This window comes from Bacillus sp. FJAT-49736, from assembly GCF_018343615.1.
Lineage (GTDB): Bacteria > Bacillota > Bacilli > Bacillales > Bacillaceae_C > Margalitia.
Window position 1 is genome coordinate 23,490 of record NZ_JAGYPI010000005.1, and the last position, 25,226, is coordinate 48,715.

The following is a 25,226-nucleotide window of genomic DNA, read 5'->3' on the forward strand; positions in this document are numbered from 1 at the left end:
TACCATCTACTTTAGGTTCATTCAACAGAATTCTTTAAAAAATAACATATATCGACATTTGTGACAGCCTACCACATGGTGCTCGGCACCATTTATGTTATAAAAAAAAGCACCTGACAAGGCGCTAAATTGATAGTTCAGATTATATTTCTTTTATTAAACCCTCTTTTTCCGTTTGTAAAAAGAACTTCGTCACGAAAAAACCAGCGATGATTATCACCGTTGTTAAAATTCCCGCTTCCGGCCCAAATGCCCCTCCAGTTAAAATTGTGTCGTGAATTTTCGGCTGAAAAATGCTCGAGGTGTTTGTTCCGCTTACTTGAAATCCCCAGACATTACCTTGAAAGAAATTCCATGTCAGATGGTATCCCATTGGCATCCATAGACGATTTGTTTTTAAAAACATATACGCAAACAACAGTCCAATCAATACTATATTAATGAGGCCCAGGGGCTTGACGTTATCGTTTAAAATGTGAGCACAGCTAAAGATAACTGCTGAAACGATGTATATGACAATTTTTGAATGAGTGGGCCTTAATATTGAAATGATGTATCCACGGAAAAATAATTCCTCATTCAAGGCGACAAAAATAAACGTAATTAGTCCCAAAAGCAGTGACCATGAAAAATTCAACTCGAAATGATCAAAATAAATTTGCCCTGTAGCCCATAAAATAAGGAAAACAATTGTAATCGAAGCAAATCCTAGAATGAGACCAAAACCAAGTTCTCTCTTACTCTTCCAAAAATCCGTCCATCCCATCGCTCTCATGGCTTGTTTGTTGAATTTTGTCATAATTAAAACGGTTAACAGCACTCCAAAAAAAGATGCTGCTCCCGACAATAACCCTGTAATTGGATCGTCCAATGAAAGGTCGGCGACAGCTTCTAATGGAGCATCTGAAGTAACAATGGCATAAATTAGTGCCGGAATTGATAGGATTGTAGTCAGTACAAGCATTAAAATTAGAGAAATTACTAATTTAATAATAATTCCGCCAACCATACGCAGCTTACTTTTTCCTTCCAAAATATTTCCTCCTCGTTTGATAAGCCTTCAATCATTTTACAGGATATCAAACCGATTGAAAACTTAGAATGCGGGTCCACTGCCTTTGTTGCCTTTAACTTAATTGGTTGTGAACATCAGTCAAAACTCCATTATAAGGAGGGGCTGTTAAGCTACCAAAGTGAAAATTTATCATTCTGATCTCCGTGGATACGTCACGTCCAATAGAAGAAAATAAGGTTAAATCAATGCCGATCACCTTAAAACCGCAGAGAACCCCAAATGCAAGTTGGAAGGAACCGACAGTGATTACGAAAATGCCATAGATACATACAAATAAAGCCATCGTCAAAAACGGTGGCTCATTCGTTCTTCATACTGTTAATTTTTCTTTTGACCTCATCTACATTCGTATCGCTATAGATTGCCGTTTCGCGTCCGCCTGTCGTACTTGCCAGCCATTCTTTTACTTCATTGTAGGACATCCCTGACTGTGCATTTTTCCTCTTTACTTCATCAATGTTCGTTCCGGCTACTGTAAATGAATCGTTATTTTTCATAAAAAAGAAACCTCCTTGCTGTTTGCTATTATTGTTCTCTGGAGGTGTCATTTTAATCATGTTAATGTTATTTCTTCTAGGTAGGAGAGCAAATGTATATTTCGAATTTATTCTAACCTTCTCCACAGGCAACCGATTTAATCTTTTCAATTATCCGCTTGCGAATGGACATCTAAATACACTAGTACTTTCACTTATGCTATATCAAACTACAAAAACTATTCGCTCCACCCTGGTGCCGGCTGATGAACCCAACCATTAGAAGTACCTGTATTATCAATGGATTTTATCCAATATTCACCAACTTCTTTATTAAATAAGATGAGATTTTTCTTATCTGCGATAATTAATTCATAATTAGCTTGCTCTTGCTGAGAAACCGTCACTTCACCTGTCCCAGATGAAAATTGGATATCCCGTAATCCACTTGAAATCCACCATGCACTTATAAGCAAACAAACCCCAAAAAAGATAATAGAACCCGATAGATAATTTTTAGTCATTTCCCAATCCCCTTTAATAAATATTTATACTTTTTATACGTATTAACCGGATTCTGGTTTCTGTTTTGGATAAATATTATTTATTTAACTGACAAGAGTGGCATTTATCTATACTGCTACGCAATCCCCATTTGCTACTGTTCAAGCATCTTCTCCAAAAGAGGAATAATCTGATTTCCCTGTGAGAGATTCCCCTTTATCCAATCTAGTTCCACTGAAACAAGAGTTTGGATTTGCTTCACAGCATTTTTGTGTTTATCTGGTGTGATATGTTCAAAAATTTGTTGTAACTCCAGAACCAATTCTGCCGGAAGCGATAGTTCTACTGTCTTCAGCCCTAACTGCGCCCGTTTCGGTGCGTACTTATGCAAAAGCACCCTTGCTAAATGATGCATGACATTTGTTAACATTTTCACCGCCCAAATGTCATTGCCCCTCGCAGCCGTTTTTGAATATTGAAACATAAACCAAGCGACATCATTAACATCATCACGATATTCATTATCAGAAAGTGTTAGCGTCTGCGTTTCCGTGAATCTTTCCAAAAGATGATTTGGGTCATACAATACTCTGAAGTAATCCTTTTCTACGAATGAATCAAGGGTAACAGTAAACATATCAATATGTAGCATATCATCATACACTGCAATAATTTGCGGTGCAATAATGAAAATATCGTCGTAAAAAAGGATATCCCTGTAAGTATATAAGTGATCCAAACGCTTTTCTAAAAAAGCTTCTTCATCCTCCTGATTAACTAAGCAATACAAATCAATGTCAGAATGCTCATCATAATCATTTCGCCCCATCGAACCTTTCAGAAAAATAGCTTGCACTAATTCATCCTGCTTCAAACTTTTCACAATCTTTCTTACAGCTAAATCCTGTCGTAACATATGAAAATCTCCTTTCTAAAAAAAATTCGATAAACAAAATGGATATTCCTCTTTCGGAAAATTTGTAAAGCTTCCTTGACATCTTACCCCAATGTAAAGTAAGCTTTACTCAAAATATGTAAAGCTTACTTTACAGATTCTTTTTCTTTAGGAGGTTCCATGGATAACCGAATTAAAGAACTACGTAAACTATTCAGCATGACCCAAGAGGATTTATCGAAGAAGGTGGGAGTATCTCGGCAATCGATTATTGCTATTGAGTCAGGAAAATACAATCCATCATTAGAATTAGCCTACAAAATTGCCAAGACCTTTCAATGTAAAATTGAGGATGTATTCTTATTTTAGAGAACGGGGGATGGGATTATGGAAATTTCAGTTGGAGGCTTAGTAGGCCTATACGGGGGATTATTAATCGGCGGATTTGGCTGGTGGTTCGGAAGAAAGATGGCTCATAAAAATCGTGGAATAGATGAGTTATATCACCATATTTGGCAAAAAGCCAGATCCTATTCATGGTTTGCAACGATAGCAGCCATATATATTTTGTTTTCCATCTCTGCTTTAGGAGTTCCATTGAAGGTCCCGATGGTTCTTGGTGTATTGTTGTTAGTTCACTTAGGAAGCTGGGCGATAATTGGGATGGTGATGAATTTTAGAATGAACGTTATTCCGAAGCCTGTTAACAAAGCAACCAAGATTGTATTAGGGGTCACCATCATTACAATATCCATTATTATTTTCACTACCATGTCCTTAGTAACACAAAATTGGAAGTTCTTATTATGGAGTATTATTCCAAATAGTTTGGGGATATGGTCTATTATTCAAATTAAAGAAAAAGCGGAATAGCCTGTTTGTAAGCTACCTCCTACTTAAGAGCACCTGAAGCAACTGCGTTGTGTACTGTTGCTTTTGTTATAGTGCCTGGCACCATACAGTGTAACAGCATATCTCTTTTAGTCTGGTGCCTAGCACCACATTGAAGCAGAAAAACAATGCCACTCAATCACTAGTTGAATGGCATTCAACCATCTGTTGATAGTTTAAAAGAGGTGAAAATGTTACCATCATATTAAGCAGTGCGCACTGTCAATTGACTCAGGTGGAGGAGATAAGGATGCTTGACACTCGTAAGATTGGGGTATATATTTCAACACTACGGAAAAAGAAAGATATGACACAATTGGAATTAGCAGATCAACTAAATGTAAGTCATCAGGCAGTATCCAAATGGGAGCGAGGGGAATCACTACCAGATATCGGAACATTTCCGATGCTTGCGCAGATTTTCAATGTGACCGTAGATAACATTATGAATGCTGGAGAAACGGTGGAACATCGTAAATATCAGCATATCGGTGAAATGTTTGGTGAAATTTCTGTTGGCAAAACAGATGAAGTAGCGAAGATGGTTAATTCCGGGAAGGTTAGCTTAGAAGAATTCGTAGATGTTGCTCCTTTGGTCAAGGCTAGTATTCTCGATAAGGTAACGGAAAATTTGGATACTGGTGTATTTAATTTAGACATGATCATGAGACTTGCCCCATTTGTTGGATCGGACATTTTAGATGAGTTAATTCAGCAAATGTCATCAGGTGAAATGGACTGGGATATCGTTACAAGTATCGCTCCATTTTTAAGTAAGTCTGCCTTGCAGCAGTTAGTGGATAAAACAATCGTAGATTCTTTACCTATCCAAGAAATAACGAGAATTGCTCCATTCCTTGAAAAGGATTATGTTGACAAACTGGTACAAATGGCCGAGGAAGGATCCATCAACTGGAGTTATGTTCAAGCATTAGCTCCGTTCATTAGTAGGGAGCGGTTAAGTGACTTAGTAAATCAAGTTGCCGATGGAAAGCTAGATATCAATCAAATTATGACCCTTGCACCTTTTTTAGGGAGAGAAAATATAGAAACATTATTACAGAAAATTGGAATAGAAAATATGAATCCTGATACACTTGCAATGCTTGCTCCTTTCATTAGCAGAGAAACGATAGGTAGTTTAATAAAAGAATTAATGAATCAGAGAAAGTAGTTTGGATGGATGATATTATTAGCAGCGCTTTTTATGCGCTGCTTTTTTGCATTTGACAGATATTGTGTAGACCTTCATTTTAAAAAAAAATTCATTTTCCCCTTATAAAAGAGTATTTTTTCTTTCTCCCGAATATAAAAATAATAGAGTGTAAAAATTGAAAAATGCTCATACTATACGAATGGGGTGATATCCGTTTTGAAAAGAAAAAAATATATAAGTGTTCTCATCGGAGTTTTTCTTGTATTCTTCCCAAATATCCATGTAAAAGCCCCACCGGCTCAAGCTCATGTTCAAGCAATGGAACAAAATGGCGGGCTACAGAATCAGCTTGCTCATTTCCTTAATAGTGAGCCAAGTTTAAAGGGTGCCATTGCCGGAGTTAGTATCCGCTCAGCTACAACCGGTCAAATTGTATATGAGCATAATGGAAATATTCGCTTACGTCCCGCATCTAATATGAAGCTATTAACAGCTGCTGCAGCCCTCTCATCCTTAGGGGAAAACTATCAATTTACGACAGAAGTTCTTACTGATGGCAAGATGAAAGGTGATATGTTAAAAGGAAATCTTATTTTAAAAGGGAAAGGTGATCCTACCCTTTTGAAAAGGGATTTTGACTCTATAGCAGATAGTCTCCAAAAAAAGGGAATAAAAGTAATTCAAGGTGATCTCATAGGCGATGACACATGGTATGACGATATTCGTCTGTCTACTGATCTCATGTGGAGTGATGAATCAAGCTATTATGGGGCACAGATTTCCGCTTTAACGGCTTCACCTGATGAAGATTATGATGCAGGAACAGTGCTTATCGAGGTAAAACCAGGGAACAAAATTGGCTCCCGTGCAATCATAAGCATCACACCTCGTTCAAACTATGTGAACATTGTCAACAATGCCGTAACCGTTTCTCCAGATAGTATAAAAGAAATAAAAATTGTAAGAAAACACGGTTCCAATACTATTTCCATTGAAGGGGTAATTCCTTTTAAAGCTGCAGTTTCAAAAGAATGGGTAGCAGTTTGGGAGCCAACTGGCTACGCCCTCCGCTTATTCAAAGAATCGTTATCGTCTAAAGGAATAAGATTAATCGGAAAGACAAAAACAGGTGTATCTCCTATTAATGCACATATAATAACAAAACATCATTCTATGCCCTTGAAAAAGTTACTTATTCCGTTTATGAAATTGAGTAATAACGGACATGCCGAAGTATTGGTAAAGGAAATGGGAAAAGCAATAAAGAATGAAGGCAGTTGGGATAAAGGGCTCGAGGTGATGAAAGGTCAATTATCAAAACTGGGAGTACATCCAGATACCCTTGTGTTAAGAGATGGTTCTGGAATCTCTCATATCGATTTAGTGCCAGCTAATGAAATTTCCAAGCTATTATTCGAAGTTCAGGATAAAAAATGGTTCAAATCCTATATGCAATCACTTCCTGTATCAGGAGAAATGGACAAGATGGTTGGAGGAACATTGCGGTACCGGATGAAAGCAGCTTCCTTAAAAGGAAAGGTCTTCGCTAAAACTGGCTCGTTATCCACTGTTAGCTCCTTATCAGGGTATGTAAAAACCCAAAAAGGTGATAAGCTGATTTTTTCTATACTTATCAATAATATAGTCGACGAATCAAAAGGCAAAGATATCGAGGACAAAATTTGTGCATTGCTTGCGAATCAGTAGGGAATGGCTACCTGGCTATTTTCTACTGATTTTCATATGTGCCTTGCTCCATTTTCACAAGCTAAATGCTTAGTCATCGAATATAGAAGGTATATAATAATAGTAGAGTTAGTTATTAAAGGAGGATGTCTTATGTTCCAAAAAATATTAGTAGCAGTAGACGGCTCTGAAATGAGTAAAAAAGCAATCGACGCAGCTATTCACCTTGCGAAGGAACAGAAGGCTGAGATTACTTTAGTACATGTGGAAAGAAATATAAATATACCAATGGGAATGGAAACTGCCTCTGTTGACTTTATTTATGAAACCATTAAAAAGGAAGGCGAAAATCTTTTAATTGAGATGCAAAAAAACGCTGTTGCTGAGGGTGTACACACTAAAACGGAATATCTTCAAGGTGACCCTGCTTCCCAAATTATCCACTTAGCAGAAAAAGATAACTACCAATTAATTATTATTGGTAGCAGAGGATTAAACAACATAAAAGAAATGATGTTGGGAAGTGTTAGCCACAAAGTTTCCCAAATGTCTCATTGCCCAGTATTAATTGTAAAATAATGATTAGAATACAGGGAGAGCCACCGTTCTCCCTGTATTTTATTTGCTCTAGGAGGAAAGAAGATGAAAATCGTTGGTATATCAGGCGCTTTAGCAGGAGGTAAAACTTTACAAACCGTTCATGAAGTATTAGCTGCTGCAAAAAATATCCACCCTGCCATTGAATCCGAATTAATTGATTTACGAGAATATGAAATAGAATTTATGCGCGGTACTCCCCTATCTTATTACAATGACGATACTCAAACAGTTGTCAATAAAATGCTACAGGCAGACCTTTTAGTAATTGGAACACCAATTTATCAAGCATCCATTTCAGGTGTTCTAAAAAACTTATTTGACCTTTTACCTATTCGTGCATTTAAATCAAAAGTAATTGGTTGTATAACCAATGGCGGATCATTTAAGCATTTTCTAGTTACACAATATCAACTAAAGCCTATTTTGCACTATTTGGAGGCAATCGTTGTTGCAAAAGATGTTTTCGTTCATAATGACTGGTTCGACATAGAAACTGGTGAAATTACGGAAAAAGATGTTCTGAGAAGGATACATGCTCTTGCAGAGGATATGATTCATTTACATATGAAAAAAGAAAGTTAGCGAACAAGTAATATACTGTCCGCTAACATAGTTCTACCATATTCTTTCATTAAACGTTTGATTAATTTCATTTTCTTTCTTATGTCTGTAGGTTCCACCGATTATATATGTCTACAAAATTTTGTCCGCTTGCAACCTCTTTATATCTTTATTATTTCTTCGTTTTTTCTCGATGCCCCCACAAGCGACGGTTTTTCTTTATCATCTCCTTATGGACTAATTTCCTAATTTCTAATTGTTCATGTGTAAATAACATTTTTAAAACCTCCATTAAATTTTTTGTATATATTCAGTTGCATATTTAAGTTAGATATATTTTGTTTCTTTTCTAAGCTCTATATTAATCTTTACCCGATAAAAAGGAATCCACACATTGATTGAAGTTTTTTCGAACTTTAGTCGTATTCATATCGGGCTGCAGATGGAGGTGAAATGTTAAACAATGCGGATAAAAGACGTCATTAAAAGCATTTTAAAAATCAAATAGCAATAATCACCGATGAAATTATGTTAAAATGGGGACTAGAATATATTGTAAAAGGGGGCTCCATAATGACTGAAAAAGAAAAAATGCTGCAAGGGGAAATGTATATTGCGGCAGATCCTGAATTAATAAACGAACGGGAGAACGCGCGAAGATTGACAAGAATGTATAACCAAACTTTAGAATCCGATATAGCTGGTCGCGAAAAACTTTTAAAAAAACTATTCGGAACGGTTGGAAAAAACATTGTAATCGAGCCTGCTTTTAAATGCGATTATGGATACAACATTCATGTCGGGGAAAACTTCTACGCTAATTTTGATTGTGTAATACTAGATGTTTGTGAGGTTCGAATTGGAGATAATTGTATGATGGCACCTGGCGTACATATATATACGGCCACTCATCCAGTAAATCCTTTTGAGCGAAATTCAGGAAATGAATATGGAATACCTGTCACGATTGGAAACAATGTGTGGATTGGCGGCCGGGCAGTAATTAATCCAGGAGTGAAAATTGGAGACAATGTTGTCATTGCATCAGGTGCAGTTGTTACCAAGGATGTTCCAGATAATGTGGTGGTTGGTGGAAATCCTGCCAAAGTGATAAAAGAAATAGAGCTTTAAAAGTGGTGGCATTAATACATTTGTAAGATGACAAACGATCCCTTCTCACACTTAAACTCTCCTCTTAGTTTCATTAGCCAATTTTATATAATCACCATTTTAGAATCCAATAAAACATTATTTCACAAAAAAGCCATAGAGGAATATCTTCAGGAAATTGCCTTGTCCATTGCAAGCGAGTGTTATTGGTATTTATTGGATCCACAACGTGAGCAGGAAGATGTTTTTCCCTGCTCTTTATTATGTAGAGTTACTTTTTTATCCAAACCAGAAGTGGCCCGAGCGATGACCATCCTGATAATTTTGCTGAAAAAAGATCGTCTCCATGCTCATAACCTACGATAGGAATACCAGGAAATAAAGTGGAAATTATTATTGGAATCTCTCTCCATAAGCTTTTATCGTGATAATTATTTGAGAAAACATTACTAATCCCTACAACATCAGCATTGAAATTAGCAATAAAACCGGATACCCCATCATTGTTTTCATGTAAAAAAATCTTCACATTATCCTTTCTTAAAAGATCTGACCTTATTATGTTTGTAAGGCTACATGCTGCCGTCCATTTTTTCAAATCCGTTTCAGACGTGATTTCTTTCCATCCTACAGAGAGAGAATCCTTTTCTAAAACGGGAGCATGAAAGATCCATTCAGCCGCAAATAATAGCTCAAACCCTAGTGTTGTCATGTCAAGCTTTGCATAACTATCTTTAATGCTGATCACATTTCCTTTTCCTACAACTTCCTTTATTACTTCTAATGCAGTGATTCTACTCACAGTTATGACTTCAGGATAATAGGTTGGAGCCTTTTGCCGAACACTCCATATATTTTCTTTTAAAAAATGTTGAATACCGTGTGTTTCACAAATGGTTCCACACCATGATACGTTATTTAATACAGCTTTTTCTAATATATTGTTCAAGACCCTGTCCCCTTTTTACTCAGCCTTTCCGATCGAAAACCCATCAAATAATGGACCTCCATATGGCTCCAATACCTTTTGGCTTAGTTGAATTACCCTGTCTTTTTCTCCCGTTTGATAATACATATCAAATGCCTCAACAAAATCGTTAGTAAAACCTTCATCATAATGTTTTAGTGCACGGACAATCCATTTTGAAGTGCCTATCCACATCCTATTGGTTCTTAGCACAAATTCATGAATAAGATTACTAAGCGTATTGGCAATGAAGATTCCCTCTGCCCGATCATGACACCCAATAAAATCGTCCAATACATCTGTAATAAAGTATTGCTTTACTCTAATAGTTTCCTCGCTCCATTCTTCTGGTCCTTTGTCTAACACCAATTTCGCTTCCTCTTTAATTGGAGATATTACTCCATCGTCTTTAAGTATAATTCCTTCCGCTATCATTCTTTGCATAGATGGTTTAGCTCTTCGATAATCCATCTCAAAAAATTGTTTGTAAGAGCTAATACTATGAACAAATACCTCTATAGGCCATCCATATTTAATCAGTGATTCTCGATAAGATGAAGAAATGCTATTATCCAATACAATAATATCCAAATCTGACGTGTCCGTTTCCTCTCCCCTGACTACACTTCCCGCCAATAAGGCTCCTTGACAGTTAGGAAAATGCTGGTCTATGAAGTAGGTAGCAGCTTCAATAGGCTTTAGCCTTTTGGCAATGTCCATTTCGCTTTCCCCCTTCTCTGATTAATTCATTATTTTCTACAAAGTTGTGGATTCCTTTTGGATAAGCGTTTTTTACCTAAAGATTGTTTTATATATTCTAATATAGACTTAGTCTAAAGCATCTTTTGTTAAAAGAACTTAACCTACCTTAGTTTGGTTGTTCATAAAGTTTTCCTCCAAAAGCAGTTTAGTTTAAGATACAAAGCTTAGGATATATAAAAAGCTGCCGAAAAGGCAGCTTTCATTAGTTCTCCTTGCCAAAATATAATCTATCTCGATACTTTTAATTTTTATACCATTCTATTACTTCAAATTTCTTATCCATATTAACTTCATACTTTTCATTATTCGTTCCTGTTACTTCATATATTCTGTTGTTTCCTAATTCTGAATTAAAATTCAACATATTATAAAAAGTTTTATACAAGGAATTGTGATTATTATCTAAAGGAAACATGCCTTGTTTTTCTTGATAATCATATCGTTTTTGCTTATAAGTATAGGAGGCAAGCTCTGTCTTTTCTTGCTTTAAAGCCTCGTTGATATTATTCTCCATAATTATTTTATTTTGTTGATGGGCGAAAAAGACAAAACTAATGATAAAAATGACCGCAATTACTAAGACAACATAGCCTAAAAAGTTTTCCTTATTTCTCTTGTCCACTTTAGCCATATGCAACCCCCATTAAATTTTTTCCAATCAAGGATTTTTCCTATTAAAATCCTATTCACGCAAACTCAAAATATGCTTTTGTTTGCCCTAGTATGGAAAAAGAGAGGTTAGGGTACCTACGTATGGCGTCACTGATAGTAACAATTTATCCATGTTCAACCAGTCCCATTTTTTCTTTTAATAAGAAAAAGATATAAAGAAGCACGGAGATGAAAACAGCTATCGCGGCGGCTATATAAATGCTACTGTAACCAAACAAGTGTCCGATTTGACCAAACACCATGGCTCCTACGCCAACACCTAGATCGAAAAATGAAAAAAAGGTTGCGTTCGCCATTCCTCTCCGGTTTATCGGTGCTTTTTCAATCGACCACGCCTGAAGGGCAGGCTGAACAGAACCGAAGCCAAGACCGTATAAAACCGCCGCCGTATAAAGAGCCATACTATTAGGAAGCCAAGACAGCAAGAGCATGGCAGCTAATACTAATAAAGTCCCTGGTATAAATACAGCCTGATGTCCTTTGCGGTCATATAATTGACCGGCAAAGGTTCTTGTGACCATTAATGCAAGGGCATATAAAAGAAAATATACTTGAATTCCTTCTATATGTTTTTCAGCCGTATACAAAGGTAGAAAAGAAGCAATTCCGCCAAATGTGATGGTAAGGAAAAACAATAAAATAGCAGGCTTTAATGCGCTTTTTTCATAAAGGTCTAGCTTCATTTTCGCCTTCTCCTGTTTTCTTTCCACTTTTTTATACTTAACTCTAGAGGATAGCATTAAAGCAACTAGACCTAATCCTGCACAAATTAAGAAGAAATATTCGAATGATACTATGTCCGATGCTGCCAAGGCAAGTCCGAGGGATGGACCGAATGCAAGTGCTAAATTTCCGGATAAGCCAAAATAACCCATTCCCTCTCCTCTTCTGGATGCTGGAATTAAATCTGTTGCAATCGTACCAGAAGCCGTAGTCGAAAATCCCCAGCCAACCCCTTGAATTACCCTCATTAAAAACAGCATGGAAATACTTGCAAGAAACCCAAAGGATCCAACAGAAAGAACAAATATCGCTAAACCAATTAAGTATACAAATCCCCTTCCCTTTGCTTCCAGCAAATTTCCCGCAAACGGGCGCAGTAGTAAAGCTGAAAATGTAAAGATTCCAACTACATACCCAATTAATTGATCATTACCGCCTAAATTTTCTACAAAAAGGGGTATCGTAGGCAGCGTCATTTGGAAGCCAAGAAAAATAAAAAAGTTAGCCAGTACAATAAGAACAAAATCCTTTGTCCATATCTTTTCCTTCTGTCTCGACATCAGCGGTTCGTCCATATTAACTAAAACTCCCTCTCTTAAGATAATAATATTTTATTCATCCAGTATTGTTTTATTAACGGCCAGTCCATTGAGTAAAAAAACTGCTATCATAATAGTCCATACTAATGTAATATATTTTTAAATAAATTACGAATAATTTGCAATTTTATACCTTTAGACTGACTCTCTTTGTTAGAAATTCCTCTATATCTTATAGAATCAGTGATTTTCTATACATAATCATAAACTTATAAAAAGGAGCAACAAAATGGAATTACAAACACAAAGGCTAAAAATTATCCCTTGTACAGACGAATTAATATCAATTATTACACCAGATCAATACGACATTGGCCCGCATATCTATAAGTACCTAGACAAACTTAAAGAGGACTACTCCCTTTTTGGCTGGGGTGTGTGGCTGGTAGTCAATAAAGAGGAGAATACTATAATTGGAGACATCGGTTTTAAAGGAAAACCAAACTCTGAACATACAGTGGAAGTTGGATATGGAATTGTTCCCTCTGCTCAAAACAAGGGATATGCGACGGAAGCAGTTAGAAAAATTATCGACTGGGCATTCACAAATGATGAGGTAGAAAAAGTAGTAGCAGAGTGCCTTATTGATAATTATGCTTCTATAAAGGTGCTAGAAAAATTAAAAATGAATAGAACAGAAGCAGTAGATGGTATGTTCAAATGGGAATTAAAAAAGAATCAGAAATAATTCACTAGTATTATTCAAAAAGCTGGAGGTAATACCTCCAGCCTTTTTAACTTTATTTTTTTCCACCGCTAAGACATCTCAAACTATTTAAAATAACCAAAATTGTACTTCCCTCATGTCCTACAACTCCTAACGGCAAATTCAGGAATTCAAAAAAATTAGATGCAATTAAAATAATAATTACTGCAATAGAAAAAATGATATTTTGCTTGATAATCCTATTCATTTTTCTGGATAGACGTATGGCTTCTGCAATTCGGGATAAGTCATTTTTCATCAGAACAACATCAGCAGTTTCCATTGCTACATCGCTGCCTTCTCCCATTGCAATGCCCACATTCGCCGTTGCAAGTGCCGGGGCATCATTTACACCGTCCCCAACCATGGCTACATTTCCATACCGCTCTTTAACCTTTTTTAAAGAGGAAACTTTGGTTTCCGGTAAACATTCGGCAATGTATTCGTCAATGTTTGATTGACTGGCGATGTTTTTAGCAGTATTTTCACTATCCCCTGTTAGCATAATAGTGCGTATTCCTTCATTCCTTAACTCTTTTAAAGCATTTTTCGTTTCGTTGCGTACCATATCCTGAAGGGAAATTACGGCTGCAATACCAACTGAATCCTTCACATACACAACAGTCTTCCCATCCATCTCAAGCTTTCTGGAAATACCGTTTTCGAAATCTAATGCTTCTGACTTTCCAACGAAATCCTTTTTGCCAATCAGCCATTCTTCATTATTTAGTCTAGCCTTAATGCCCCATCCTGGTACATCTTCCATTTGTTCAGGATGTAGGAGCATCGCATGATTGTGCGATTTCCAAAATCGAACAATTGCAGTGGCTAATGGGTGATTAGATTGATTTTCAATAGATGCAACTAAATGCAATAGTTCCTGTTCATTAATATCCGTACGCACAATTACATCTGTTACTTCCGGTTTACCTGTTGTCAAAGTTCCAGTTTTATCAAAGGCAATAGCTTGCACATGACTTAGGCTCTCAATATGAACGCCACCCTTAAATAGGATCCCTTTTCGTGCACCATTGGAAATTGCCGATAAGGTTGCAGGCATAATCGATGCAACAAGTGCACATGGAGAAGCTACCACTAATAAAATCATCGCTCGATAAAACGTCGTATTCCAGCTCCATCCAAATACGAAATGAGGAATAAACATCATTAAAACAACTAAAAGAAGCACAACTTTCACATAAGTTCCTTCAAACCGTTCAATAAAAAGCTGTGATGGTGACTTTTCACTTTGTGCGGACTGTACAAGCTGAATAATTTTTTGAAAAACTGTTTCACTTGCTGGCTTAGTTACCTCAACCGTCATCGAACCATTCACATTAATCGTTCCTGCAAAAACTTCTGCTCCGACGCCTTTTGTCACCGGAATCGATTCACCAGAAATAGTAGATTCATCAATAGTAGTAGTACCTTTATTAATTTTTCCGTCTGCTGGAACTCGCTCACCTGGTTTGACTAAAATCATATCTCCTACTTGGAGCACAGATACATGAACTATTTCTTCGTAACCATTCACAACCCTAATTGCTGTTTCCGGCTGCATTCCTAATAAAGAGGAAATCTCCTTTTGACTCTTATTCGTTGTATAAGTTTCAAGAGCACCACTCAATGCAAAGATAAAAATCAACATGGCTCCTTCCGTCCAATATCCAATTATCGCAGAGCCAATGGCAGCGAAAAACATGAGCAGTTCAACATTTAAGTCTTTATTTTTAATTGTTTCTTCGATCCCTTCCTTTGCTTTCGCATAGCCGCCGATAATAAAGGCAGCTAGATAAAAAGCAATCGAAAGTGCTTCATGATTCCATTTGGAAAGCAACCACCCTGACAAAATCAAAAGACCACTTAAAATTGCCGCAATGAGCTCCATATGAATAAAAACTTTTTCAAATCGCGGGGAGGAAGAAACTAACACTTTTTCATTATGTGTTGTTGCAAGCTGACTTTGTGACATATTACACCCCCATATTAAAGTTTTTTCTTTATCTTGATTATCATTGTTTTCTTTAAAACTTATTTATAATAATTATTATATAATACATACTATATAACCGTTACTGAAATGTCAATACTAATTGAGAATATTTTCACCTAACTGAGAATGATTATTAATACCACTTTCAACAAATCCCAAAAACGCCTATTTTTCATTTCAGTTGAAAATGATAATTATTATTATTTAAATTTAATTATTAACCAAACAAAAAAAGTGCTGCATCACTTGGACGCAGCACCTTCCTTATCAAAAATTAGTGTTTTCCACTTAATCGAGTTATCAATCATAATTCACCTTAGACCCATTTCTTTTGGAATGCTGAAATACTATCGTATTCCTCCTGCATCAGTCTTGTCAGGCGAATATAAATAGGAGTTAAATCCTGGTATATAGAGACGTTTTCACTATTAGGCGTATGATGATGGATGGCACCAACCATTTCATCTGCAACTTTAAATGAATTGATTTCTCCAAGACTATACAAGCCAAGTATGGCTGCACCAAGGCAGGAGCTTTCGAAGCTTTCCGGGATATATACCTCATGATTAAAAATATCTGCCATCATCTGCCTCCAAAGCTCCGATCTTGCAAAGCCTCCGGTAGCTTGAATTTTATGGGGTTCTCCTATTAACTCAGACAATGCTAGGAGGACAGTATACAAATTAAAAATAACGCCTTCTAGTGCTGCTCGAATTAGATGTTCTTTTTTATGATGCATCCCCAATCCAAAAAAGGACCCACGAGCATTAAAATTCCAAAGCGGAGCTCTTTCGCCTGCTAAGTAAGGATGGAAAAGCAGTCCATCAGATCCTGGAGTTACCCTATCTGCAATTTCAGTTAAGACTTCATATGGATCCTTTCCGAGTCTATTCGCTGTTGCTACCTCAGAATCAGCAAGCTGGTCCCGAATCCATCGAAAAATCATACCTCCATTATTAACCGGTCCTCCAATCACCCAGTGGTTTTCTGTTAAGCAATAACAGAAGATTCTGCCCTTTGGGTCCGTAATCGGCCTATCCACCATTGCACGGATCGCTCCGCTAGTACCAATGGAAACAGCAACTACACCTGGGTCAATAGCATTCACACCCAGATTAGATAAAACTCCATCACCTGCTCCTACTATAAATGGAGTGGAAGGCAAAAGATTCATTTCATTAGCATAAGCCTCATCCAAACCAATCATTTGATATGTTGTCGATACTGGTTCGGAAAGCCTTTCCGGGGTCAAACCTGCAACGGATAGTGCTTCACTGTCCCATCTCAATGTATGTATATTAAACAAACCTGTAGAGGAGGCAATAGAGTAATCAATCACATATCTGCCAAATAACTTATAAAAGACATATTCCTTAATGGAAATAAATTTATCCGCACTGCTAAATAATTCTTTAAAGTCGTTTCTTAACCAAACTAATTTGGAAAGAGGGGACATTGGATGAATAGGGGTGCCTGTCCGAAGGTAAATCTCATGCCCATTCATTTCTGATTTTATTTTGTCTACCCATTCAGAGCTTCTATTGTCCGCCCATGTTATACATTCTGTTAATGGCTTCCCCTTATTATCCACAGCAATAACACTATGCATAACCGAACTGAAGGAAACGCACAGAATATCCTGCTTTGGAACGCTGCTTTTTTGAATTGCTTTTTTAATTGCATTAATAACGGCTCTAAAAATTTCCTCAGGGTCCTGTTCCGCTGTTTCGGGAGTAGGCGAATACATTGGATATTCGATACTATGATTGGAAACTACTGTCCCATCCTTTGAGTATAAAACTGCTTTTGCACTAGTGGTTCCGATATCCACACCTAATACATACTTACTAGTCATTTCTTTTCCTCCTTCAACAACATTATTGCTTACCTCACGCAAACGTTTACAATAAAAATGTTATTAACATCTTAATTATGCTATACTCCAAGTAGGAATGCTAGAAAGGGAAATAATAATGAATCAAAATTGTTTGCCGACCATTAGGTCTATCTATTCCAAGCTTAGTGAAAAAGAAAAGAAAATCGCAGATTATATTCTTGAAAGCCCGGAGTCTGTCATTCATCAAACTATTAATGAAGTGGCGGATCATTTAGCTCTTGCGGATGCAACTGTCTTTCGCTTCTCCAAAAGAGTCGGCTTTAAAGGTTTTCAGGCTATGAAAATAGCACTCGCGTCGGAAATTATTAATTCCGAGCCTAAAAATACTATTTCGAAAATAAGTAATCCATCCGAATTAATATTTAAAGCGACTATTGCTGCGCTTAATAATACCTATGAACTATTGGATCATGGTTCCATTTCTAAGGCAGTCGATATAATTCTTCACGCAAAAAGAGTACAATTTTTCGGAACAGGATCCTCCGCTAACCTTGCACTAGATTCATTTTATAAATTTTCCCGTGCCGGAATTAATTCCTCTGCTTTCATAGAAACTCAATTTCAATTAACAACCGCTGCTCACTTATCTAAATATGATGCAGCAGTTGTTATTTCACAAGCAGAAGATAATCATGAAGCTATAGATATATTCGAGACTATTAAAAAAACTGGTGCTGCCATTATCAGTATAACAGATTCTTCCAAATCACCTATTAACTCAAATGCGGACGTTGCTCTATATTCCTTTACAAATGAAATAAATGAACCAGGAATGCTTACGTTAAGAAGTGCCCAACTAGTGTTGCTAGACGCTCTTTATATGAATGTGGTTTCCCTTATGAATAAGAATCGTTAGTAGCCCTCATACATTAGTAGTTCACCGAAGAAAAATTTGAGGTGACTTCTAGATAGGATTTCATATCTGATTAGTGACATATTTTGCCGGCAATAATGTCCTTGACCCACCGGGTGAAAGACATTATTTCGGCTTTTTCTTATGGAGAAATGCTTACATCTCCTTCATGAAAGACAAAATTCCTGTAAAATCCTTGAAAATGTCCTTCATTACCCGGATGAAGGACAAAATTCCGGCTTTATCCTTGGAAAATGTCTTTCATCACCCGCATGAAAGACAAAATCCCTGTAATATCCTTAAAAATGTCCTTCATTACCCGGATGAAGGACAAAATCTCTGTAAAATCCTTGAAAATGTCCTTCATCACCTGCATGAAAGACAAAATCCCTGTGATTACCTCTGAAAATGTCCTTCATCACCTAGATGAAAGACAAAATCCCTGTAAAATCCTTGAAAATGTCCTTCATCGCCCGCATGAAAGACAAAATCCTACTATATCCTTGAAAAATGTCCTTCATCACCTGCATGAAAGACAAAATCCTTGTAAAATCCTTGAAAATGTCCTTCATCACCTGCATGAAAGACAAAAGTCCTGTGATTACCTCTGAAAATGTCCTTCATCACCTAGATGAAAGACAAAATCCCTGTAAAATCCTTGAAAATGTCCTTCATCGCCCGCATGAAAGACAAAATCCTACTATATCCTTGAAAAATGTCCTTCATCACCTGCATGAAAGACAAAATTCCTGTGATTACCTCTGAAAATGTCCTTCATTCCCTGGATGAAAGACAAAATTCCTGTGATATCCTCTGAAAATGTCCTTCATTACCTAGATGAAAGACAAAATTCCGGCTTTATCCTTGGAAAATGTCCTTCATCGCCCGCATGAAAGACAAAATCCTACTATATCCTTGAAAAATGTCCTTCATCACCTGCATGAAAGACAACATCCCTGTAAAAACCTTGAAAATGTCCTTCATTCCCTGGATGAAAGACAAAAGTCCTGTAATATCTCTGAAAATGTCCTTCATCACCTCCATGAAAGACAAAATTCCTGTGATATCCTCTGAAAATGTCCTTCATCACCCTTATGAAAGACAAAATCCCTGTAATATCTCTGAAAATGTCCTTCATCACCTCCATGAAAGACAAAATTCCTGTGATATCCTCTGAAAATGTCCTTCATCACCCTTATGAAAGACAAAATCTCTGTAATATCCTTAAAAATGTCCTTCATCACCTGGATGAAAGACAAATTCCCTGCAAACTTTTATAGCCGAGTCACTGCACCCATTTCTTTTGAAAAGCTGCTATCCTTTGATAATCCTCATGCAAAGCTCTTGATACATGAATAAAAATAGGTGCTAATTCTTGATAAACAAGAACATTTTCCTCAATAGGCTTATGATAATGACTTTCTCCTACCATCTCGGAAACAACCTCAAGGGAATCGACCATTCCAAGGCTGTATAATCCTAAAATTGCTGCTCCTAAACAAGAGCTTTCAAAGCTTTCCGGTACGGATAGTTCTTGGTTAAAAATATCAGCCATTATCTGTCTCCATAAATGAGATCTTGCGAATCCTCCAGTGGCTTGTATTTTTTTCGGTTCCCCAATCAACTCTTTCAAAGCAAGAAGAACTGTATATAGGTTAAAAATAACACCTTCAAGTACTGCCCTAATCATATGCTCTTTTTTATGATGCAGGCCGAGTCCGAAAAAAGAGCCTCGTGCATGTGCATCCCATAAAGGAGCTCGTTCACCAGCAAGGTAAGGGTGGAATAATAACCCGTCTGCCCCTGGATTCACTTTTGCTGCTATTTCGGTTAATAAATCGTATGGATCTATTCCTAATCTTTTTGCCGCTTCCATTTCTGATGCACCAAGCTGATCTCTTAACCATCGGAATATCATTCCTCCATTATTAACTGGTCCTCCAACTACCCAGTGGTTTTCAGTTAAAGCATAGCAAAATATCCGTCCTTTTGGATCCGTTACCGGCTTATTTGTAACTGTACGAATCGCGCCGCTCGTCCCTATCGTAACGGCGATAGATCCTTTCTCTATTGCATTGAGACCTAGATTGGAAAGAACTCCATCACTTGCACCTACAACAAAAGGTATATCATTCTGAATTCCTATTTCATCAGCATATGATGAATTCATTCCTGTCAGGCTGAACGTTGTAGAAACAGGTTTGGACAATTGTTCCCTAGTAACTCCAGCGACAAGTAAGGCTTCATCATCCCAATTTAATTTTTCCAGATTAAATAAACCAGTTGCGGACGCTATAGAATAGTCCACGACAAATTCGCCAAAAAGTTTGTAAAAAACATATTCTTTTATGGAAATAAATTTTGAAGCACTATTAAACAACTCAATCTGTTCATTTTTCATCCAAAGTAGCTTGGATAATGGGGACATTGGATGGATGGGAGTGCCAGTACGGAGATAAATTTGATGTCCATTCATTTCATCCTTTATTTTATCCGCCCACTTTGTACTGCGATTATCAGCCCAAGTAATACATGGTGACAGAGGCTTTCCTTCCTTGTCAACAGCAATTAAGCTGTGCATCGCTGAACTAAAGGAAACACAGACAATTTCGGATGAAGAAACTTTGCTTGTAGCTACAACCTCTTTAATCGTCTTAACAACTGCACTCATTATTTCTTCCGGATCCTGCACGGCAGTTTCAGGAGTAGGAGAATAAAGCGGATATTCAACGCCGAATTTCGAAATAATTTCTCCTTTATCAGAAAATAACACTGATTTTGTACTGGTAGTTCCGATATCTACACCGATGACATACTTTGAACCCATTTCTTTACTCCTCCTATAAAAGCATCCAATTATATTTTGCAAAATAAAAAATTTTTTCTATCTTAAACAAGAAAAACTGGCTTAAGGTATAAACTAACCTTAGCCAGTATAAACATATTAGATAATTGCATTTAGTACTAACGCAAGACCAAAAGCAACAAATGATAGAATAGTCTCTAACACTGTCCATGTTTTTAATGTTTCCGGAACACTTAGGCCAAGATATTCTTTTACCATCCAGAATCCGGCATCGTTAACATGTGAGAACATTAAGGAACCAGCACCGGTTGCTATTACTAATAATTCAAGGTTAACTCCAGTCATATGCTGAATGATCGGTGAAACAATTCCTGCCGCTGTTGTTAGAGCAACAGTAGCTGAACCTGTAGCAATACGGATTAAACCGGCAATAATGAAGGCAAGGACTAATGGTGATAACGAAAAATGCTGTGCCATTTCACCGATTGTATTACCTACGCCACTATCAATCAATATTTGCTTAAATCCACCGCCGGCTCCAATAATAGCAATGATAGAACCAACTGGTAGGAAGCATTCCTCAACCAAGGTTTTCATACGATTTTTATTCAAGCCTTGACGGAAGCCAAGGAAATACATAGCTACAAACACGGAAATCAATAAAGCAATTAATGGACTTCCGATAAAAGTGAAGAACTTTTTCATACCATCTGAGAAACCGAAAAATGGAACAATTGCTGAAAAAACCATAAGAATAACTGGAAGTAAGATTACAAAAAAAGATGTTCCAGTTCCAGGAAGATTCTTCTTTTCTTCCACTTTAATTAGTTCTGGTTCGTTTTCCGGTATAATACGCTTACTAATCCATTTTGCAAATAATGGTCCCGCAATAATAGCAGATGGAATCGCAATGATAAGTGAATATAAAAGAACCTTACCCATATTTGCGTTGTAGATACCAATCGCTGCTACAGCACCTGGATGTGGTGGAACTAAACCATGTGTAATCGATAAACCCGCTACAGCTGGTAACCCAATAAGCAGAAGGTTTTGCTTGGATGTTTTGTACATTGAAATAACCAATGGAAGAACAATTAAAATTCCCACTTCAAAAAACACCGGAATACCTGTAATAAATCCCGCAAGAAGCATTGCCCACGGTAATCTCTTCACACCGAAAGTACGGACAAAGAAATTAGAAACCTGTAATCCGGCTCCTGACTCAGCCATTAGCATTCCTAAAATCGTACCAAGGGCTAAAATGCCAACTAAGTGACCTAAGGTGCCCCCTACCCCTGTTTCGATTCCAGAAACAATCTTATCTAGGGATAATCCTGAAAAAATAGCCAAAAACAAGGTTGCAATGGTTAAACTAATAAATGCATGCCACTTAAACCATGTAACTCCAATAATAACAATAATAATAGATAGAAGTGCTACAACTAAATGTGTCATTATTTTCCCCCTCCTCTTTCTAATACAAACAGACATTGACTTCACTTTCATTATTACCAGTAGTGGAAACTTTAAAATGAAAGCACTTTCAATTCTAAAGCTTATTATACGAAAGAAAATTTCTTTCATCAATACTTTTTTGAAAATTTTTTTCTTAACTGAATAATAGTGAAAATGGAGCAAACAAAAGCAGAAAAAGACTTCGACATTTCGGCCAAAATCTTTTTTCTTCAAACTATTAAATTTAATAATGATATTATCGAAATGAAATGCTACTACATTACCAGCCAAAAACGTGACCGCTTTTTACAATATTTCACTAGCATCCGAAGGTAAATTTCTTATATACATAAGATATTGGGACATATTTTTATCATCATCCACGGAATATGAATATGAAAAATAATCAGCTACATCCTTTGCTAAAGTTCTAAATAACTCACAAGCTATAAAAATGGAATCCCAGAAGTTATCATAGTCGTGGTCAGAATACGTTTTTTCATACATGTCCCAATACGCTGCTGGTAGGTACTTTTTAAAATACTTCCCCATTTTTCCTGCAGAAACCTGAAAGTCCGTTTTTGTGCCAATCCACCAAGAAACCATCTTGTCTAATTCACCACGTATGATATATTCAAACATTTGCTTAGCATACGGCAATTCGTCACGCCAAATCCCTTTCGCAACGTTTTGCAGACACCACCAAAATTCATTACAGCTGCCCAGAAACATAGGCTCTATTGGTTTTTTTACATGATAGTCTATATCACTGGGTGCAGGTATGGGAGGTAGAATGTCGTCCTTATCTAATAGCGGTACAGTGAGTTTGTCTTTAGTATATCCCTCCAGCATGGATTCCTTTGTTTCAATATGAAGGTCAATACGATTTCCGTCTGTGAAGAGCATTAAATAACCGTAAGACTTATCAAAATTCGTATTCCTTCCTAATAGCTTATCATTTTTATCTGGCTCTTGAATGATCAGCAACTCTCCAAAAATTTGAATCCAGTTTGCATCATTTATAAAAGAGCCCGTTTCCGTCACTACATAGACAATATCGTAATCTTGAAAAATATCCCTTGGAACATTGGGATTGGTTCTGGAACCATTCATATACACAGCACGAATTCGTTCATCTTCCCTTGCTATTCCTAATAACAGATCAAACATTTCCTTCTCGCTTCTCACTCTTTTCCCCCTATAAATGATTTTTTTCCGTTATACTAATAATTCCATAATTATGATTGAAATCCTTTGTATTTCCTCTAATTTAATATCTGTTTAATAAAATCCTTAATAGGACAAAGGTATGATATTATAAGGGACTGCAACCATGTTATGATGGTGTTGATTGGAAGAAATTACGTTTTCAGATTGGAGAGTGAGTGGATGTACAAACGGATTTCCATGATCGTTTGTTTCGTTTTACTCTTAATGGCAGGTTGTTCAGGAACAAAAGATGCAACGAAACAAAAGGCAGGAACAATAGATAAAACACCACCAAGTCAAAAAGTTCATGAAAATAAAAACGAAGACACTCTAGCCACATACAGTGACTTCGAGAAAATCAAGGCTTATACTATACCAAAAACATTAGAAGACCTCATGAAAATGCCTCCAGGCTTATTATCCAAGGATGTCCCATACGAAAAAGAGACTTCACAAGTATGGGGCAATTTTGATATGGGCGATTACAAAGATGCCACCGTAGAAAAATTAAAGGCCCTTACAGCAGAAACAGATGATGTCGAGACCATTTTTAAAGGCATGCTATATTATTTAGGAAGTAACAGCTACCCTCAATCTATCGAGACATTAAGAGATTATAAAGGTGGGCTATATGAACCGTATCTGCCTGACCCTAATGATATTAAGACAAATAGTAACCATCCATCTACTCCTAGCAAGGCATTGATTTTGCTTGATGCGAGCTCTAGTATGCTTCTGAATGTGGATGGTAAGCAAAAAATGAAAATTGCTAAAACAGCCGTTGGACGATTCGCTAGTACAATCGGCCAACAAAATGAAATTTCTTTATATGTATACGGACACAAAGGAACACAAGCAGATGAGGATAAAATATTGTCCTGTTCATCCATCGAGGAAGTCTACCCACTTCAGCACTATGATGCGAAACGTTTTTCTAATGCGGTAGAAGGAATTCAAGCGAAAGGATGGACTCCTTTAGCAGGAGCGATAAAGACTGCGCGTGAAAAGACTGCAGCAATAGATGGATCAATCACATTGTATATTGTTAGCGATGGAGCAGAGACATGTGGTGGAGACCCAGTCAAAGAAGCAAAGAAATTCGCTGAAGAAAATAATCATCGCAAGGTAAATATTATTGGATTTGATGTAGATCAAAAGTCGGAAAGTCAGCTAAAAAAAGTAGCGAAGGCAGGAAATGGTGAGTACATTCCTGCAAATACATCGGATGATTTAGATCATTCCATAACAAAGAAATGGGTGCCTAGCATATATGATGTGATGGAAAAGCATAACTCACTCCTGAAAAATTGGGGAAGAACTTGGACCAACTTAACAGAACGAAGCGCCCTTGCAGATCGTATACTATATGCAAGCTATAATGAAAAAGATAGGTTATCTCAAGCCATTGATTTGATGAGCTCGAATAATCTGCTTTCCAATGAAAAGCTTGAGCAGCTAAGGAAATTGGTGGGGGACCATCAACAAAATGTAGTAGAGGAAATGAAAAAATTGGCGCAATCAAAAAATGAGGAAGAGGATCGAGAACTTGCCAAAATACGAAAAAAAGTGGAAGAATGGGGCAAACGAATGGAAAAGTTGCGAAAGAAATAATAAATTTAGGTGCCTAAAT

24 protein-coding genes are annotated in these 25,226 nt (G+C 36.9%); 10 read left to right on the forward strand and 14 right to left on the reverse strand.

The annotated features are described in order from the left end of the window. Positions 1-142: 142 nt before the first annotated feature. From KHA87_RS19915 to KHA87_RS19935, 5 genes are all read right to left on the reverse strand, one after another. Positions 143-1,033: a CPBP family intramembrane glutamic endopeptidase gene (locus tag KHA87_RS19915; RefSeq protein ID WP_213095235.1), complete on the reverse strand. Its 891-nt coding sequence runs from the start codon at positions 1,031-1,033 to the stop codon at positions 143-145. Between the two features lie 94 nt (positions 1,034-1,127). Beyond that, positions 1,128-1,364, reverse strand: coding sequence for a hypothetical protein (locus KHA87_RS19920; RefSeq protein ID WP_213095234.1), 237 nt, complete (start codon positions 1,362-1,364; stop codon positions 1,128-1,130). Between the two features lie 10 nt (positions 1,365-1,374). Further along, a complete protein-coding gene (locus tag KHA87_RS19925; RefSeq protein ID WP_213095233.1) occupies positions 1,375-1,572 on the reverse strand; it encodes a gamma-type small acid-soluble spore protein in 198 nt (65 codons plus the stop codon). 218 nt (positions 1,573-1,790) lie between these two features. Beyond that, on the reverse strand, positions 1,791-2,075 hold the full coding sequence (locus KHA87_RS19930; protein ID WP_213095232.1) for a hypothetical protein: 285 nt from the start codon (positions 2,073-2,075) through the stop codon (positions 1,791-1,793). A gap of 134 nt (positions 2,076-2,209) precedes the next feature. Beyond that, positions 2,210-2,971, reverse strand: coding sequence for a nucleotidyltransferase domain-containing protein (locus KHA87_RS19935; RefSeq protein ID WP_213095231.1), 762 nt, complete (start codon positions 2,969-2,971; stop codon positions 2,210-2,212). Between the two features lie 159 nt (positions 2,972-3,130). Between KHA87_RS19935 and KHA87_RS19940 the strand changes: the two genes are divergently transcribed. The 7 genes from KHA87_RS19940 to KHA87_RS19970 all read left to right on the forward strand — a co-directional run bounded on the left by KHA87_RS19940 (position 3,131) and on the right by KHA87_RS19970 (position 8,975). Next, positions 3,131-3,319 (forward strand): helix-turn-helix transcriptional regulator, encoded by a 189-nt coding sequence (locus KHA87_RS19940; protein WP_213095230.1) that lies wholly within the window; start codon positions 3,131-3,133, stop codon positions 3,317-3,319. An 18-nt stretch (positions 3,320-3,337) separates the two neighbouring features. Then, positions 3,338-3,823 (forward strand): hypothetical protein, encoded by a 486-nt coding sequence (locus KHA87_RS19945; RefSeq protein WP_213095229.1) that lies wholly within the window; start codon positions 3,338-3,340, stop codon positions 3,821-3,823. A gap of 268 nt (positions 3,824-4,091) precedes the next feature. Further along, positions 4,092-5,015 (forward strand): helix-turn-helix domain-containing protein, encoded by a 924-nt coding sequence (locus tag KHA87_RS19950; protein ID WP_213095228.1) that lies wholly within the window; start codon positions 4,092-4,094, stop codon positions 5,013-5,015. A gap of 198 nt (positions 5,016-5,213) precedes the next feature. Next, positions 5,214-6,704, forward strand: coding sequence for a D-alanyl-D-alanine carboxypeptidase/D-alanyl-D-alanine endopeptidase (dacB, locus tag KHA87_RS19955; protein WP_213095227.1), 1,491 nt, complete (start codon positions 5,214-5,216; stop codon positions 6,702-6,704). Between the two features lie 132 nt (positions 6,705-6,836). Continuing rightward, positions 6,837-7,262, forward strand: a complete 426-nt coding sequence (locus KHA87_RS19960; protein ID WP_213095226.1) for a universal stress protein — start codon at positions 6,837-6,839, stop codon at positions 7,260-7,262. A 63-nt stretch (positions 7,263-7,325) separates the two neighbouring features. Beyond that, positions 7,326-7,865, forward strand: coding sequence for an NADPH-dependent FMN reductase (locus tag KHA87_RS19965; RefSeq protein WP_213095225.1), 540 nt, complete (start codon positions 7,326-7,328; stop codon positions 7,863-7,865). Between the two features lie 552 nt (positions 7,866-8,417). Further along, positions 8,418-8,975 carry a sugar O-acetyltransferase gene (locus tag KHA87_RS19970; RefSeq protein ID WP_249310542.1) on the forward strand — a complete coding sequence of 186 codons (558 nt, stop codon included), beginning with the start codon at positions 8,418-8,420 and terminating at the stop codon, positions 8,973-8,975. Between the two features lie 250 nt (positions 8,976-9,225). Here KHA87_RS19970 and KHA87_RS19975 read toward each other — a convergent pair whose 3' ends face one another. The 4 genes from KHA87_RS19975 to KHA87_RS19990 form a co-directional block, all read right to left on the reverse strand. Further along, positions 9,226-9,903, reverse strand: a complete 678-nt coding sequence (locus KHA87_RS19975) for a hypothetical protein (RefSeq protein ID WP_213095223.1) — start codon at positions 9,901-9,903, stop codon at positions 9,226-9,228. A gap of 15 nt (positions 9,904-9,918) precedes the next feature. After that, positions 9,919-10,641: a nucleotidyltransferase domain-containing protein gene (locus tag KHA87_RS19980; RefSeq protein ID WP_213095222.1), complete on the reverse strand. Its 723-nt coding sequence runs from the start codon at positions 10,639-10,641 to the stop codon at positions 9,919-9,921. A 283-nt stretch (positions 10,642-10,924) separates the two neighbouring features. Continuing rightward, complete coding sequence (locus KHA87_RS19985) at positions 10,925-11,314, reverse strand: hypothetical protein (protein ID WP_213095221.1); 390 nt, start codon at positions 11,312-11,314, stop codon at positions 10,925-10,927. Positions 11,315-11,459: 145 nt separating this feature from the next. Next, entirely contained in the window at positions 11,460-12,653 is a 1,194-nt protein-coding gene (locus KHA87_RS19990) for an MFS transporter (protein ID WP_249310540.1), read from the reverse strand. A 253-nt stretch (positions 12,654-12,906) separates the two neighbouring features. Here KHA87_RS19990 and KHA87_RS19995 point away from each other — a divergent pair, with 253 nt between their 5' ends. Then, on the forward strand, positions 12,907-13,365 hold the full coding sequence (locus KHA87_RS19995) for a GNAT family N-acetyltransferase (protein ID WP_213095220.1): 459 nt from the start codon (positions 12,907-12,909) through the stop codon (positions 13,363-13,365). Positions 13,366-13,417: 52 nt separating this feature from the next. Here KHA87_RS19995 and KHA87_RS20000 read toward each other — a convergent pair whose 3' ends face one another. Together KHA87_RS20000 and gntK (KHA87_RS20005) are read right to left on the reverse strand one after the other, a co-directional pair. Then, on the reverse strand, positions 13,418-15,355 hold the full coding sequence (locus KHA87_RS20000) for a heavy metal translocating P-type ATPase (protein WP_213095219.1): 1,938 nt from the start codon (positions 15,353-15,355) through the stop codon (positions 13,418-13,420). A 337-nt stretch (positions 15,356-15,692) separates the two neighbouring features. Next, positions 15,693-17,231, reverse strand: a complete 1,539-nt coding sequence (gntK, locus tag KHA87_RS20005; protein ID WP_213095218.1) for a gluconokinase — start codon at positions 17,229-17,231, stop codon at positions 15,693-15,695. Between the two features lie 118 nt (positions 17,232-17,349). Between gntK (KHA87_RS20005) and KHA87_RS20010 the strand changes: the two genes are divergently transcribed. Further along, positions 17,350-18,129 (forward strand): MurR/RpiR family transcriptional regulator, encoded by a 780-nt coding sequence (locus tag KHA87_RS20010; protein WP_213095217.1) that lies wholly within the window; start codon positions 17,350-17,352, stop codon positions 18,127-18,129. Between the two features lie 1,282 nt (positions 18,130-19,411). On the opposite strand, the gene gntK (KHA87_RS20015) is transcribed toward KHA87_RS20010, so the two are convergent. The 3 genes from gntK (KHA87_RS20015) to KHA87_RS20025 form a co-directional block, all read right to left on the reverse strand. Next, a complete protein-coding gene (gene gntK / locus KHA87_RS20015; RefSeq protein ID WP_213095216.1) occupies positions 19,412-20,953 on the reverse strand; it encodes a gluconokinase in 1,542 nt (513 codons plus the stop codon). A 117-nt stretch (positions 20,954-21,070) separates the two neighbouring features. Further along, positions 21,071-22,387, reverse strand: a complete 1,317-nt coding sequence (locus KHA87_RS20020) for a GntT/GntP/DsdX family permease (RefSeq protein ID WP_213095215.1) — start codon at positions 22,385-22,387, stop codon at positions 21,071-21,073. Positions 22,388-22,693: 306 nt separating this feature from the next. Then, positions 22,694-23,575: an aminoglycoside 6-adenylyltransferase gene (locus tag KHA87_RS20025; protein ID WP_213095214.1), complete on the reverse strand. Its 882-nt coding sequence runs from the start codon at positions 23,573-23,575 to the stop codon at positions 22,694-22,696. 201 nt (positions 23,576-23,776) lie between these two features. Between KHA87_RS20025 and KHA87_RS20030 the strand changes: the two genes are divergently transcribed. Beyond that, entirely contained in the window at positions 23,777-25,207 is a 1,431-nt protein-coding gene (locus KHA87_RS20030; protein WP_213095213.1) for a VWA domain-containing protein, read from the forward strand. Positions 25,208-25,226: the final 19 nt, after the last annotated feature.